The organism is Xenorhabdus szentirmaii DSM 16338 (assembly GCF_002632585.1).
Classification (GTDB): Bacteria; Pseudomonadota; Gammaproteobacteria; order Enterobacterales; family Enterobacteriaceae; genus Xenorhabdus; species Xenorhabdus szentirmaii.
The window spans coordinates 721,518-733,933 of the sequence record NZ_NIBV01000002.1 but is presented as its reverse complement, the minus strand read 5'-3'; the positions used below and the strand labels follow the sequence as shown (position 1 = coordinate 733,933).

Here is a 12,416-nt window from a genome sequence, read left to right as displayed (position 1 = left end):
TTTTAAATATATTCGCCAAAATAACAAAAAATATAGAGGGAAGTGCGTGACTATCGCATTTCCCTCTAGAATCTTTTCAAGCCAACAAATAATGTCTAGGCTGACGTAGCTGATTAATGGCCGCTCTGTTGCCAGCTCAGATATTGCTCATATTTACGCAGGGCAATATTGTAATTGCTGAAAGCGGATTGAGATAATTTCTCACTCAGTTTTTCCTGAATTTTTTCAGGGGTAAACTCATTAGTCGGGTAATTACTTGATGTCAGTAATTCATCCAAACGTCTCAGACGTACCACATATTCACGCACCGTGCTGTGGCTCATCTCCGTTTGTTCAAACAGATACTGTTTAAATGACATAATGTCGAAATAATCAGTCTGGCTATTGCAATAAATTTCACTGCAGAAGCGGCATAATGCCACAAATTTACCCTGCAACTCATTCCAGGTTTTGTCATCCACTAAATCGGTCATCTCAGAAATAGCTTCTTTATTGATGACCTGACCATTAAATACCAATGAAATACGGTCAAGTGTTTTATGACAATGCAAACAATGAGTCTGACTATGTTTATAGTCCTTAATATAACGGCTGAGAGGCCGTTTCTTTTGTGTTGTAACAGACATAAGAGATAAAGCCCTGTGTATAGTCTTAACAAAAAACAAATAAGCAAAAAGTTACTTTTCTGGATTCAAGCGTGCTTTCAGTCTTTTTATCGCCTGACTGTGAAGCTGGCTAACGCGGGATTCCCCGACATTCAGCACTGCGCCGATCTCTTTAAGATTCAGTTCTTCCTGATAGTACAACGTCAGAACCATCTTTTCTCGTTCAGGCAACGACTCAATCACATCGATAACCCGCTGACGAAGGTCACTTTCCAGCAGTTGTTGGAGAGGGTTTGTTTCATGTTCCTCTTCAACGACAGGTTCACAATTTTCACCGTGAATTTCGTGCCATTCATCATAAGAAAACAGTTGACTGTTATTCGTGTCTAACAGTATTTGCCGATATTCTATCAGATTAATCTTTAATTCTTTAGCAACTTCCTGCTCACTGGCTGGACGGCCTAACTCTTGCTCAAGTTTACGGATGGTTTGCGTGACTTCCCTTGCGTTACGCCGCACACTGCGCGGAGCCCAATCACGGCTCCTCAACTCATCCAACATTGCACCTCTGATGCGCTGTACTGCATAAGTGGTAAACGCGGTTCCCTGCATGGAATCAAACCGCTCCACAGCATTCAGCAAGCCTATGCCACCGGCCTGAAGCAAATCATCGAGTTCTACGCTGGCAGGCAATCTAACCTGCAGCCTCAAAGCTTCATGGCGAACTAGTGGTACATAGCGCTTCCAGAGGCTATTTTTGTCCATCACGCCTTCGGCGGTATACAAATCGCTCACAACAACAGACACCTTTGGATAAGAGACTGGATACCATTATCCAATCACCTAACCGGTACAATCGTTTGAACAATGAAGTAAAAGCGCTTCTTTTTCACCTATGCGAAATTTTTTGTTGTCCGCCCAAATGCATTGCAAGTTTCAGGCTGTCCCTGACAATCGCCTTAAAAGGCTAAAAAATAAGGATCGGCAAGCCGATCCTTATTTTATAAGCGTTGTTTATGCGGATTACCCCGCATAATTGCTCAGCTGGAAAGTAAAAATTAACGCAGCAGAGACAGAACGGTTTGTGGAACCTGGTTAGCCTGAGCCAGAACAGAAGTACCAGCTTGTTGCAGGATCTGGCCACGGCTCATGTTAGAAACTTCAACCGCGTAGTCAGCATCTTCGATACGGCTACGAGCAGCGCTCAGGTTATTAACAGTGTTGTTCAGGTTGTTAACAGTGGATTCCAGACGGTTCTGAACCGCACCCAAGGAGCTGCGCAGGCTGTCTACGTCTGACAGAGCTTTGTCTAATTTAGCCAATGGATCTTGTGTTTTTGTTCCTGCAGCTTTTACTGTTTCCAGAGCTTTTTTATCTGCTTCAAGAGTTTTTTCTAATGCAGGTTTTTTAGCAGCATCTTTTTCATCTGCCAATGCCTTTTCAGACGTTTTTACTTTAGTTTCAGCGTCTGTTACTGCCTGTTTCTGCGTCTCATTTTTTTGCAATTCAACACTAAAATCATTCAGGCCTAATGTACCTCTATCAATTTTTTTCAGATCGACATTAATTGTTTCATTATCATTCGCACCAACCTGAATTTTCAGAGTAGTATCTTGGCTTAATACTTTTACACCATTAAACTGAGTTTGTTCAGAAATACGATCAATTTCGCTCAAACGTTGAGTAACTTCTTCCTGAATGGATTTCAGGTCGCTGTCAGAGTTAGTGCCGTTTACAGCCTGAACACTCAGTTCACGGATACGTTGCAGGTTGCTATTAATTTCGTTCAGAGAACCTTCGGTAGTCTGAGCAATGGAGATACCGTCGTTTGCGTTACGCGCAGCCTGAGTCAGACCTTTAACGTTAGCAGTGAAACGGTTGGCAATCGCTTGACCAGCAGCATCATCCTTCGCGCTGTTAATACGTAAACCAGAGGACAGACGCTCAATAGCAGTACCCAAAGTACCTTTAGATTTAGTCAGGTTGTTCTGAGCCAGCAGAGCGGAGTAGTTGGTATTGATTACTGATGCCATAGTAGAGTTCCTTTTTAAAATCAAGTCGATATAATTAGTTTGAGCCGATTTGCTCACGGTGTTCATCACCGCCAACAGTTTTATCGGCCCTTAAAAAAGAACCTTTAATATTTCTTGAAAAAACTTTTTAATTTTTTTCTCTCTTTCCTCCGATAACCCAAACAGCGCCTGTTCTCATCAACTATTCCTGCCATCAAAAAAAACATTTTATCAGTAAACTTTTCGCAAATTATTCCGATAACAAGTCCAGTGATGCTTTACTAATAAAGGAGTCAACATGGCTAGCATTTCCTCATTAGGGGCCGGGTCCGGGATGGATTTGGGTTCTTTGCTGGATAAACTTCAGGCAGCAGAAAGAAAACGTTTAGAACCATTAACACAGCAACAAAGCAGTTATAAATCGCAACTGACCGGTTTTGGTACGTTAAAGGGCAGCTTAGAAAAATTACAATCAGCATCAGAAGAACTGAAAAAGTTCGACAAGCTCACTACAACCAAGACAACCGAAGAGCATAAAACATTTACCGCAAGCACGGATTCCAAAGCCAGCCCGGGTAACTATGAGATTGAAGTCAAGCAACTCGCCAAGTCTCAATCTTTGCAGACCAGAGCTGTTTCTAATTTAAAAGAAAAATTGGGCACAATTCCTGCGACAAATGACACCCGTACCATCATCATTGAACAGAAGAATGAGAAGGGTGAAAAAGTGGAGATGAAAATTCCGCTGTCTGATGATCAAACCAATCTGATTGAGATTCGTGATGCCATCAATAAGCAGGAAGGCAACGTTAGTGCCAATATTCTCAAAGCAACTGATGATAGAAATTTTCTGATTTTGACCGCCAAAAAAGCAGGAACAAAATCTATGATGACAATCAAAGTTGAAGGTGATGATAAACTGAATGCCTTGCTGGAATTCCCCCCACAAGGTGACAGAGCTTCATCAGCTGATGCCATGCAGGAAAAAGTTGCTGCCGCCAATGCTAAGTTAACTGTCAATGGCGTGGAAATCGAGCGTCAGACTAATGAGATAAAAGATGCACCAGAAGGTGTTATCCTGAATCTGAAAAAAGTTTCGGAAAAAGTCACTGAAACTACTAAGAATGATAAGGGAGAAGAACGCACCGAGACAGTGGTAAAAACCGAAACTCTGGTCGTTTCCCGTGATATCGAGCCAATGAAAGAAGCGATTAAAAAGTGGGTTGATACTTATAATGAATTACAAACCACTTTTAATTCACTGACCAAATTCAAAGCCGTTGGTAAAGGTGAAGCTGCTTCAAAAGACAATGGGGTTTTGCTTGGAGATAGCACATTAAGAGGCATCCAGAACCAGCTCAGACACCAACTTTTTGCTGCTCAAAATGTTGCGGATATCGCGACGTTAAATAAATTAGGTATCAAACAGAAATTGGATGGCACTCTCGAAATCAATAATGAAAAGCTCGAAAAGAATCTAAAAGAAAAACCGGCTAATGTGAAAGCATTCTTTATGGGTGATGGAGAAAAAACCGGTTTTGCTACCCAAACATACAATATGTTGAAGAAAACCCTGGATAGCCATGAAGGAACTATTGCTACCGCAACCGAAGGCATTAACAAACGTCTTAAAACAATTGAAAGCCAAGTTAAAAGAACAAATGATAATATTGATGCCACAATGGAGCGCTACAAACGCCAGTTTACAGAATTAGATAAACTTGTTAACTCCCTAAATAACACCAGCTCATCCCTATTCCAGCTTTTAAGGTAATAAAAGGACATTATGTATCAACGTTCGGCAAGCCAGTTATACGCTCAAGTAGATCTTGAAAGCGAAATTATGAATGCCTCTCCCTACCAGTTGATTCAGATATTGTTCAATGGGGCGCTTAGCGCCCTACGTCGTTCAATCATTCTGATGCAACAGGGCAATATTCCAGAAAAAGGTTTAGCTATTTCAAAGGCAATCAATATCATTGATAATGGTCTCAAAGAGGGATTAGATTTTGAAAAAGGCGGCGAAATTGCTCAGAATCTTTTTACCTTATATGATTATATGAGTCGCCGCCTACTCCATGCTAATTTACGCAATGATGAGAAGGCCATTACCGAAGTGATTGATTTACTTACCGAGATATCAGACTCTTGGCGGCAAATAGGTCCTCATTACAACGCCAGTCAGGATATTGTTTAATGAAAAATGATATGGATCTTTTGTCAGCTTATCAGCAGATCCTTAGTTTAAGTGAGCAAATGATTGATTTAGCCAAAAGTGGAAAGTGGGATGAACTTGTTGATATGGAAATCACTTATCTGACATCAGTCGAATTGGTGACCTTAATGTCAGAAGATTCAGATGCCCCTATTCCATTACAGCAGCAATTAACCAAAATTTTGCAAACTGTCTTGGATAATGAAAAAGAAACTAAGAGATTATTGCAAAAGCGGTTAGATGAACTCAGTGACCTGATAAAACAGGAAAGCTGCAAACAACTCTTGCACGATACTTATGGGCAATTCCCTGCCAGTGATTACGAAATGGAGTTGACTACAATAGAGCCAAAATAGACACAATACCGACACCTATTATTTTATTTATAATTACACTGATTAACGGTGTCATTCACTTGTTTTTTCATTTTTAGGTGGTGTCAATTTGTCACCATCGTTTTTTGGGTTAATCTATTTTGGCACTTTATTTTATTCATAATTTGCAAACAATCAAGAGAGCTTATATATGAATTTTTAACAAAAAATTAACCCTTAAATGATAATGGGAATTATTACAGAAAAAAATAGGAGATATAATCATCATTTATTATTTTTTAAATTAAGGAAATTATGTTAACAGTAAATATAAAAGTATCCATCATCATTTCTATGTTATTAGTGCCTCAGCTCGGGTTTTCTTCCGTTGAATCAATAGAAGAAGCTCTGGATTATTGTGCTACAGAAAAATCATGGGTAGCACAGAAAGTCTTGCTACACACTATCGAGGATCAAGAAAATAAACAGCTTGATCCTGACAACATCACATCGACGTTGCTCGCCAGATATCCGTTACAAAAAAACGAGTTACCGATAACCTTCTTTGAGTGGGGACAGCTATATAACCAAACGACAGAAATATCGATACCTTTTATTGATAAACAAAAATCCCCTTTAATTTTTATTGCCACTTCAATTATTTCAGCAGAAGAATGTTCACTCGCTGAGCCTTCTTATTTTGAAATTACCCCTGAAAAGTGGATTTTTTCTGCTTCTGAATGATGATAAATTAGTCATGAAAATGTATTGGTAGGAAAGATTTTCAAGATTCAATCATAAAAATCGATATCCAATACATTTCAATGTGACACCGTTGTTAGCTGCACGCATTCACCCAAGTAACATAGTTCCCTATGATTCTGGGGGTAATGAAAGATTTCTGTTTCTTCACCGGATACCAATCTTAGATTGGGTAAATTCGCTTCCAACGAATTTGTGAATCCCCTTTCGTTTCACAGCAATATTACCGCAGTTATTATTAACCAAAACAATCTATTCTGATTAATATTTCTATTCATTATCAAGCACAAAAAACATCCCATTTGATGATGATATTTAATTATTGGTTGATAAAAAAAAGAAATTTGAATTAATAAAATAAAAAAGACACTTTATACAAACTACATTTTTAAAAAACACACACCTTATTGAAACACAATGTAAAAATAAAATTAAAAAACCAAAATTTAATAAAAAAGAGGATAAAATGAATATCTCAGAAAATATAGCACTTGCCATACCAACATTTCCACAAACTGATAAAAATAATACTATTATCGTCAGTGATCTTCGCGCCATGGGAGTTCAATACTTATTAATGGCCGTCCCAAATTACCGTGATGAGCAAACTGGCGATAAAATTGTTGGTCAACTTTACTTAAACGGCGATTGTTCATCCAGTAACCAAGCTGGGGGTCATAAGTTCAATACCCTATGTCATCACACCGGATAAAACACACGAGTCTCCCTATTACTTGCTCTTTGACTTAAACCTCTTTTCTTTGTATGGCTCTTATCAGGCGCAATATACAATAACCAGCTACGGAAATAGTCAAAGTTCACCCACAGTGAATGTCAATATTATCTCCAAAAACGCATCGAGCTTATCGAATTACATGCCCAGTGTTCCTGATGCCACAGGCAACCAAGGTACATTATTGACAGAAGATGACTATTATCGGTTAGATCAGTTAACCATCAGTGTTCCTGTTTATGACAATATGGCTCCCGGGCATATTGTGCGTGTACTGTGGAAAGGGCGCCGTAAAGATATTGTATATAAAACCGCCCCTCAAACCGTCAACACTGCTGCCCCCATGACGTTTCATATTCCCCGCATGGAGTTTATTGACAACATCGGCGATACGGTAAAAGTCCTGTTCTCGGTGGAAAGAGCAGAGAATAATATTGTCGAATTTTCAGGAGTCTTTCATCTTAGTATTGAAGGGCAATCTCTTGATTTACCGGCTCCCACCCTTGAATATAATTATGGCGATGGTTCCATTAAAGTTATCGTGAGCTATCCGGGAATGACAGCGGAACAAACGGTAGAGGTCCGTCTGATAGGCAAAACGATGTATCAACCGGATTACATCGTTGTGAATAATTTACAGAGAATGGTCTTCGATATCCCTAACGACTGGGTAGAGGAAAACCGGGGGCGTCCGGTACTCATCGATTATGCTGTCGGGGATATAAATAAGATTTCAAAATAGTAGATCACTTGAAGGGAACTCAGTCCGATTTTCGCGATCTGATTAATCGCCAAATCAAAACAAATCCCAAAATGGACTGAGTCATGCCAATCATAACATCAATACCCCGAAATGAACGACGTCAGATGAAAAAAACTATCCAGAAAACCGGGATAAGGACTATGCACGTCGCCTCACCGCGCTCTTGATGTGACATGAAGGGAGTACGGTTTCTCATGTTTCCAGAACGCTTCACTGTTCACGTTCTTCAGTTAATCGTTGGGTAAATTGGTTAACATTATATGGGTTGGAAGGACTGAAAAGCCTCCCTGTGGGAAGGCCTGCCATCGGGAACTTAGCCCCACTTTTTGCCGTCATTTCTTTCTTATTACAGCACTCGCCACAACATTTTTGCTATCTCCGCTCACGATGGAGTCTTGAGCTTATTACATTTAAAATCAATGGAATAATGAATATATCGCTCTCTCAAAGTACACTCTATCGCTACTTTTGCCGGTCGGGCATCGTTTGGCGAAGGGCTGCGCCAACCGTAAAATTGCCTGACCCTGAGTATGATGAAAAAATGGCAAAAATCAGCGAGGCGTTATCCAATGCCTCAGAGAAACATCCTGTCTTATATGAGGATGAGGTGGACATCAACCTTAACCCGAAAATCGGGGCAGACTGGTGCTTCAAAGGGCAGCAAAAGCGTGTTGTTACCCCCGGAAAGAACCCAAAACACTACCTTGCCGATTGCCTCAACGCGAAAACGAAAGAAATAACCTATGTCGGTAGCTTGAGAAAAAACTCAGATTTATTTATCCAATTGTTAGATGAAATTAACAATAAATATGTTAGTGCCAAAACAATCACGCTAATTTTAGATAATTATTGCATTCATAAGAGCCGGAAGGTCATGGTTTGGCTGGCAAAAAATCCCAAATTTAATCTTCTCTTTTTACCGTCCTATTCCCCGTGGTTGAATAAAATTGAACGTCTATGGCAATCCTTGCATGAAACCGTGACACGAAACCCCTGCTGCCAATTTATGTGGCAGTTGCTTAACCATGTCAAAATCTTCATGGAAACAGCTTCCTTACAACAGCAAAAACCAAGGGTGAGAAAAATGGGTGTATCACAATTATGAAAATTTATTTAGGTACAAATGATTATCAAGATAAAACAAAAGTGCCCTTCGGGGCGATGGTTACATTAAAACTATATACCCATGATTATCAATATACTGTTTATGAATCAAAATCAAAATTAATGCCAACTCAATCCTCCAATGGTAATAATGCAACACTGATTTTCGGCATTCCTTTTAAATATATCGGCCACATAGTCAATGGCGATATTTATTTTGACTACGAAGTAAATTATTATGGTGACATTTATTATGGCAATATCTGGCATGCTTATGTGCATACCATATTGCCCGGTGGAGAAGAAGCCGGAGATGCTTGCCCGGATGGAGTAACCTGGTCAGGAATATGGTGATTTTATTTTATAAAAATTACACCATAATAAATTATTGCTGAGGTAAAATATGTCAGATAATGATCCCAATATAATTTTCACAGAGAAAAATTTGAACCTGTCCGTTAAAAATGGGGCTGATGTTTCTATTGGTCATCAGTTTTATCTCGATATAACATTAACACCCCAAATAGCGCTTCCTGAATCATTTAATGTGAAAATAAAAGATAGCATTGGTTTTGAACATATAAAAATTATCAAACACATCAATACTCAAGTGGATAATAAATCCTATAATATGAGACTGCTATGCATTGTTAATGGTGCGGATTCATTAAATTCAGGTGATAAAATCAGTTTTACTCTCACAGGTATTGAGAAGGAAATAAGTTATTACGCAAAAAACTTAGTCAAAAGTTCAATTCAATTCAATTCAATTCAATTCAATTCAATTCAATTCAATAAAATAAAATAAAAAGTATTTGTGTCACCCCAAACCATAATAATATAGATAATAAGAATGATCATTACATTCAATATGTAACTACTTTATTTGATACCAATGGTCAATTACTCAAACACACTCCTGTAAAAATTTCATCTAAAAACAAAGAAGATATTGAAAAGAATATCATCATCACCACTGATCCTGACAATGCAACTCAGCAACCTCAAATCTTAACGCCCATAACCAATGGTAATAACATTGAACTCACTATCAATAGTGATAAAAATGGCAATATAAAATTTCGCGTTTATCCCATCATGGATACACCTGCTATCGTCGATATCATAAGCAAAGTAGACGGTGTTGCTGAATACCATTCTGGTTCTATATACATGCTTGCCGTTCTCCCTCCGAACAGTAAAAACTTATTAGATCCACCCAATATATCAGAACTGTATGGTGATTCACTAGAAGGTGATGGTCGTAAGTCTTTTGACGCACAAATAAATTCTTATAATTACGCTTCAAAAACAGACCATGTTTTATTTTTTAATAAAAAAAATTCAGATGGCACTCTTGATCCTACCGGGCTAATACTCCCCGTTAAAAAAATTTCCGATGTTATAGGTGCAGATGATTCAGCGGATTATGATTATTCATTTTCAATGCGAAGAGATATTTTTCCAAATGAAAAAAACTCAGTGTTATATTACATCATAGCGCCGGAATTGGGTAATGCTCTGTACTCAGAGGCCCAAAGTGTTAAATTTATCGGGGGTGAACTCACCTCACCTAATCCCAACGTTGAAAGAACTTGGAATATACCAACGATTTTCTCAAGTCTTGCTGACCTTAACAGTGATCCTAAACTTGAACACTCTGGTGATGAAGAAAAACCGAACAATGAGTACATTACCCAATTGGATGTATCCAATGCTGCTGTCAGCGGGTATCAATTATGTGCAAAAATTATGTGCATCAATGATGAAAGTGATCCCTCTTATCCTCTTTGGGGAAAAGAAATATATTTAAGAATGTACGTCAAATCAAGGAATAAGAACTTCAATCGAATATTTAAAATAAACCCAATCCATACTCCGGATAGCCCACAAGGGAAATTAGCCACGATTGCGATTAAAATTAATGCGCCTGAGCTCAATGATGTCAGAGGCTATCAGCAAGGTGGAGCAGGAAAAATTTACTTTGAATATTATACCATTGACCCAGTTACTCAAAAGAAAACATATAGTAACTACTGGTTCAACCAAATTATGACATCCGATTTATAACTAAGAGAATACTCAGGCCCTGAATTAGAGGTTGATTATCATCGTACAAGAAGGCACTGTGAGAAAGTTAATTGATCAATCCTATGTTGTATTCTTAAATACCCCAGCGTTACTGATTTTCAGAATGTAGGTAAATTTATCATCCGTTCTACAGGGAAGCCATTCTTCTCTGATATTGTGCTGTTATGCAGCAAATATTAACGGTGACGACCCAGAAGATCCCGTGCTGTTTTATAACCATGAAATGAGAAATATTCTAGAAAATAATCTGGATTCTGTACGTACTCTTCAGAAACAAGGCATCAGGGTGCAACTCTCATTTTTTGGTAATCACCAGAGCGCAGGCTGGTCCGCCAATATGAGTCAAGCAGCCTGCATAACTTTGGCTGAAAAAATGGTTGATGACATAAACAATTTTGGTCTTGATGGTATCAATATCGATGATGAATATTCTATGCAGGAAGGAAATACGCAGTCATTTTACTGGGTTTTGCAATCAATTCATGGCAATAGTAAATTTGAAGGCAAAAAATTAACTAAAGCTTTATGGTCTGATTCCATATATTTTTCAGGTGGAACTAACGTAGCCTCACTGCTGACTGAAGGGTATGAAATGACCTATATGGGTGATGTATCTTTACTTGATCAATACGTACAGTATGGTATGGATAAATCGGCGCTTTTACTAGGGATTTCTCCACAATTTACTGCATTATCAAATGTAAGAAGCATCTGTGATTCAGTAATCAGCAACGCTTATGCAGGAGTTATGATTTGGGCCCCGAACTCTTTTCTTTCCACGGAACAGGCAGAAAATTATTATAGTGAAATAATTAAAGCAAGGGATGGTGATGGTGCTTCGGTTATATATAAATCATCATTTTTTAAATAAAGCCCACTTAATTTAATATTTGAGTGGGCCACATCATTCAACACCTTTCTCCAGTCGGGCTGTCCTTGAGTCATCCGAGCTGGTAAAGGGAAGATTTCAGGCACGGCTCTCCATGGATTAAAAACACAATTCTGCTCACTTGGGGGATTCGGGCAAATCCAGAAGGCGTTGATAAAGAGGTCAGGTGTCAGGCTAGAAAATCATATCAAATATGGTATACCTATGCTTGCAGGATGTTATCTGCCGGAGCCAATCCCTCATTATATTGAGACACAAATGGGGCATGTATCATCTCAAATGGTTTACAACATGTACGGACATGGATGATGGAAAATAGCAATGACCAAGTAAAGCTGTTGAATGAAAAACCCGCTACTGCCCCATATGTGCCCCAATTAATTGGCTCAACAATGTAATATATTATTTATCAAATAATTACCCCATTAAACCTGCATATTCATGATTTCATGATAAGCACTGACCAGTTTATTTCTGACCTGAATCCCCATTTGCAGCGAAATACTCGATTTTTGCATATTGACCATAACATCATTGAGCTCCACATTGGGTACTCCCAGTGTGAAATCCTGTGCTTGCTTAGTTGCATTCACGCGAGTCTGGTTTATTTTACTCACTGCTGCGGTCAGCTGGCTGGCAAACCCTCCCTGTACAGGCATGGGTTTAGCAATATTTGCTGCTTGTAGTGCCTGAGACTGCATTTGTTGCAGTACGCCTTCAATTGCCTGAATTGACATAGAAACCTCGTGTTAAATCAACCTATTGATTATGTGATTAAATGCCATATTAGCCGTGGGCTGGTTGGCAGTGCATTCACGCAGCCACCGTAACATAGCCCATCTAAACTAAAGCCGGTAATTGAAGTAAAAATTCAAAGCTTATTGTGCCATTAAAAGGGGTGTGAACAGCGAATAATGATGGAATTAAT

The 12,416-nt window shown here is 38.8% G+C and carries 14 protein-coding genes and 1 pseudogene; 11 read left to right on the top strand and 4 right to left on the bottom strand.

Annotation, left to right across the window (positions count from 1 at the left end; all coding sequences use genetic code 11):
* Positions 1-113: 113 nt before the first annotated feature.
* The 3 genes from fliZ to Xsze_RS13115 all read right to left on the bottom strand — a co-directional run bounded on the left by fliZ (position 114) and on the right by Xsze_RS13115 (position 2,638).
* Positions 114-626 (bottom strand): flagella biosynthesis regulatory protein FliZ, encoded by a 513-nt coding sequence (fliZ, locus tag Xsze_RS13125; RefSeq protein ID WP_038241513.1) that lies wholly within the window; start codon positions 624-626, stop codon positions 114-116.
* Between the two features lie 51 nt (positions 627-677).
* Positions 678-1,400, bottom strand: coding sequence for an RNA polymerase sigma factor FliA (locus Xsze_RS13120; RefSeq protein WP_038241701.1), 723 nt, complete (start codon positions 1,398-1,400; stop codon positions 678-680).
* A 263-nt stretch (positions 1,401-1,663) separates the two neighbouring features.
* A complete protein-coding gene (locus tag Xsze_RS13115) occupies positions 1,664-2,638 on the bottom strand; it encodes a flagellin N-terminal helical domain-containing protein (protein ID WP_038241512.1) in 975 nt (324 codons plus the stop codon).
* 277 nt (positions 2,639-2,915) lie between these two features.
* Here Xsze_RS13115 and fliD point away from each other — a divergent pair, with 277 nt between their 5' ends.
* The 11 genes and pseudogenes from fliD (at position 2,916) to Xsze_RS13060 (ending at position 11,470) form a co-directional block, all read left to right on the top strand.
* Positions 2,916-4,391: a flagellar filament capping protein FliD gene (gene fliD / locus Xsze_RS13110; protein ID WP_038241511.1), complete on the top strand. Its 1,476-nt coding sequence runs from the start codon at positions 2,916-2,918 to the stop codon at positions 4,389-4,391.
* 12 nt (positions 4,392-4,403) lie between these two features.
* Entirely contained in the window at positions 4,404-4,814 is a 411-nt protein-coding gene (fliS, locus tag Xsze_RS13105; protein ID WP_038241509.1) for a flagellar export chaperone FliS, read from the top strand.
* Entirely contained in the window at positions 4,814-5,188 is a 375-nt protein-coding gene (fliT, locus tag Xsze_RS13100; protein WP_038241507.1) for a flagella biosynthesis regulatory protein FliT, read from the top strand. The genes fliS and fliT overlap by 1 nt, the downstream gene beginning before the upstream one ends.
* A gap of 273 nt (positions 5,189-5,461) precedes the next feature.
* Positions 5,462-5,890: a hypothetical protein gene (locus tag Xsze_RS22405; RefSeq protein ID WP_071991841.1), complete on the top strand. Its 429-nt coding sequence runs from the start codon at positions 5,462-5,464 to the stop codon at positions 5,888-5,890.
* 484 nt (positions 5,891-6,374) lie between these two features.
* Entirely contained in the window at positions 6,375-6,620 is a 246-nt protein-coding gene (locus Xsze_RS13090) for a hypothetical protein (RefSeq protein WP_038241505.1), read from the top strand.
* 163 nt (positions 6,621-6,783) lie between these two features.
* Positions 6,784-7,383, top strand: coding sequence for a hypothetical protein (locus Xsze_RS13085; protein ID WP_141557207.1), 600 nt, complete (start codon positions 6,784-6,786; stop codon positions 7,381-7,383).
* Positions 7,384-7,466: 83 nt separating this feature from the next.
* Positions 7,467-8,509 (top strand): annotated as a pseudogene (locus Xsze_RS13080) (IS630 family transposase).
* Entirely contained in the window at positions 8,506-8,862 is a 357-nt protein-coding gene (locus Xsze_RS13075) for a hypothetical protein (protein WP_038241496.1), read from the top strand. Before Xsze_RS13080 ends, Xsze_RS13075 begins: the two are co-directional and overlap by 4 nt.
* Positions 8,863-8,911: 49 nt before the next feature.
* Positions 8,912-9,316 (top strand): hypothetical protein, encoded by a 405-nt coding sequence (locus Xsze_RS13070; protein WP_038241494.1) that lies wholly within the window; start codon positions 8,912-8,914, stop codon positions 9,314-9,316.
* A 290-nt stretch (positions 9,317-9,606) separates the two neighbouring features.
* Positions 9,607-10,578: a hypothetical protein gene (locus Xsze_RS13065; RefSeq protein WP_038241493.1), complete on the top strand. Its 972-nt coding sequence runs from the start codon at positions 9,607-9,609 to the stop codon at positions 10,576-10,578.
* Positions 10,579-10,801: 223 nt separating this feature from the next.
* Positions 10,802-11,470, top strand: coding sequence for a glycoside hydrolase family 18 protein (locus tag Xsze_RS13060; RefSeq protein ID WP_141557208.1), 669 nt, complete (start codon positions 10,802-10,804; stop codon positions 11,468-11,470).
* A 443-nt stretch (positions 11,471-11,913) separates the two neighbouring features.
* Here the strand turns inward: Xsze_RS13060 and fliE are convergent, their stop codons facing one another.
* Positions 11,914-12,225: a flagellar hook-basal body complex protein FliE gene (gene fliE, locus Xsze_RS13055; protein WP_038241489.1), complete on the bottom strand. Its 312-nt coding sequence runs from the start codon at positions 12,223-12,225 to the stop codon at positions 11,914-11,916.
* Between the last annotated feature and the right edge of the window lie 191 nt (positions 12,226-12,416).

Bases quoted from the DNA above. Each gene is read 5' to 3' on its own strand.
- fliZ (WP_038241513.1), bottom strand. From the start codon at position 626: ATGTCTGTTACAACACAAAAGAAACGGCCTCTCAGCCGTTATATTAAG.
- Xsze_RS13115 (WP_038241512.1), bottom strand. From the start codon at position 2,638: ATGGCATCAGTAATCAATACCAACTACTCCGCTCTGCTGGCTCAGAAC.
- fliD (WP_038241511.1), top strand. From the start codon at position 2,916: ATGGCTAGCATTTCCTCATTAGGGGCCGGGTCCGGGATGGATTTGGGT.
- fliS (WP_038241509.1), top strand. From the start codon at position 4,404: ATGTATCAACGTTCGGCAAGCCAGTTATACGCTCAAGTAGATCTTGAA.
- fliT (WP_038241507.1), top strand. From the start codon at position 4,814: ATGAAAAATGATATGGATCTTTTGTCAGCTTATCAGCAGATCCTTAGT.
- Xsze_RS22405 (WP_071991841.1), top strand. From the start codon at position 5,462: ATGTTAACAGTAAATATAAAAGTATCCATCATCATTTCTATGTTATTA.
- Xsze_RS13090 (WP_038241505.1), top strand. From the start codon at position 6,375: ATGAATATCTCAGAAAATATAGCACTTGCCATACCAACATTTCCACAA.
- Xsze_RS13085 (WP_141557207.1), top strand. From the start codon at position 6,784: ATGCCCAGTGTTCCTGATGCCACAGGCAACCAAGGTACATTATTGACA.
- Xsze_RS13075 (WP_038241496.1), top strand. From the start codon at position 8,506: ATGAAAATTTATTTAGGTACAAATGATTATCAAGATAAAACAAAAGTG.
- Xsze_RS13070 (WP_038241494.1), top strand. From the start codon at position 8,912: ATGTCAGATAATGATCCCAATATAATTTTCACAGAGAAAAATTTGAAC.
- Xsze_RS13065 (WP_038241493.1), top strand. From the start codon at position 9,607: ATGGATACACCTGCTATCGTCGATATCATAAGCAAAGTAGACGGTGTT.
- fliE (WP_038241489.1), bottom strand. From the start codon at position 12,225: ATGTCAATTCAGGCAATTGAAGGCGTACTGCAACAAATGCAGTCTCAG.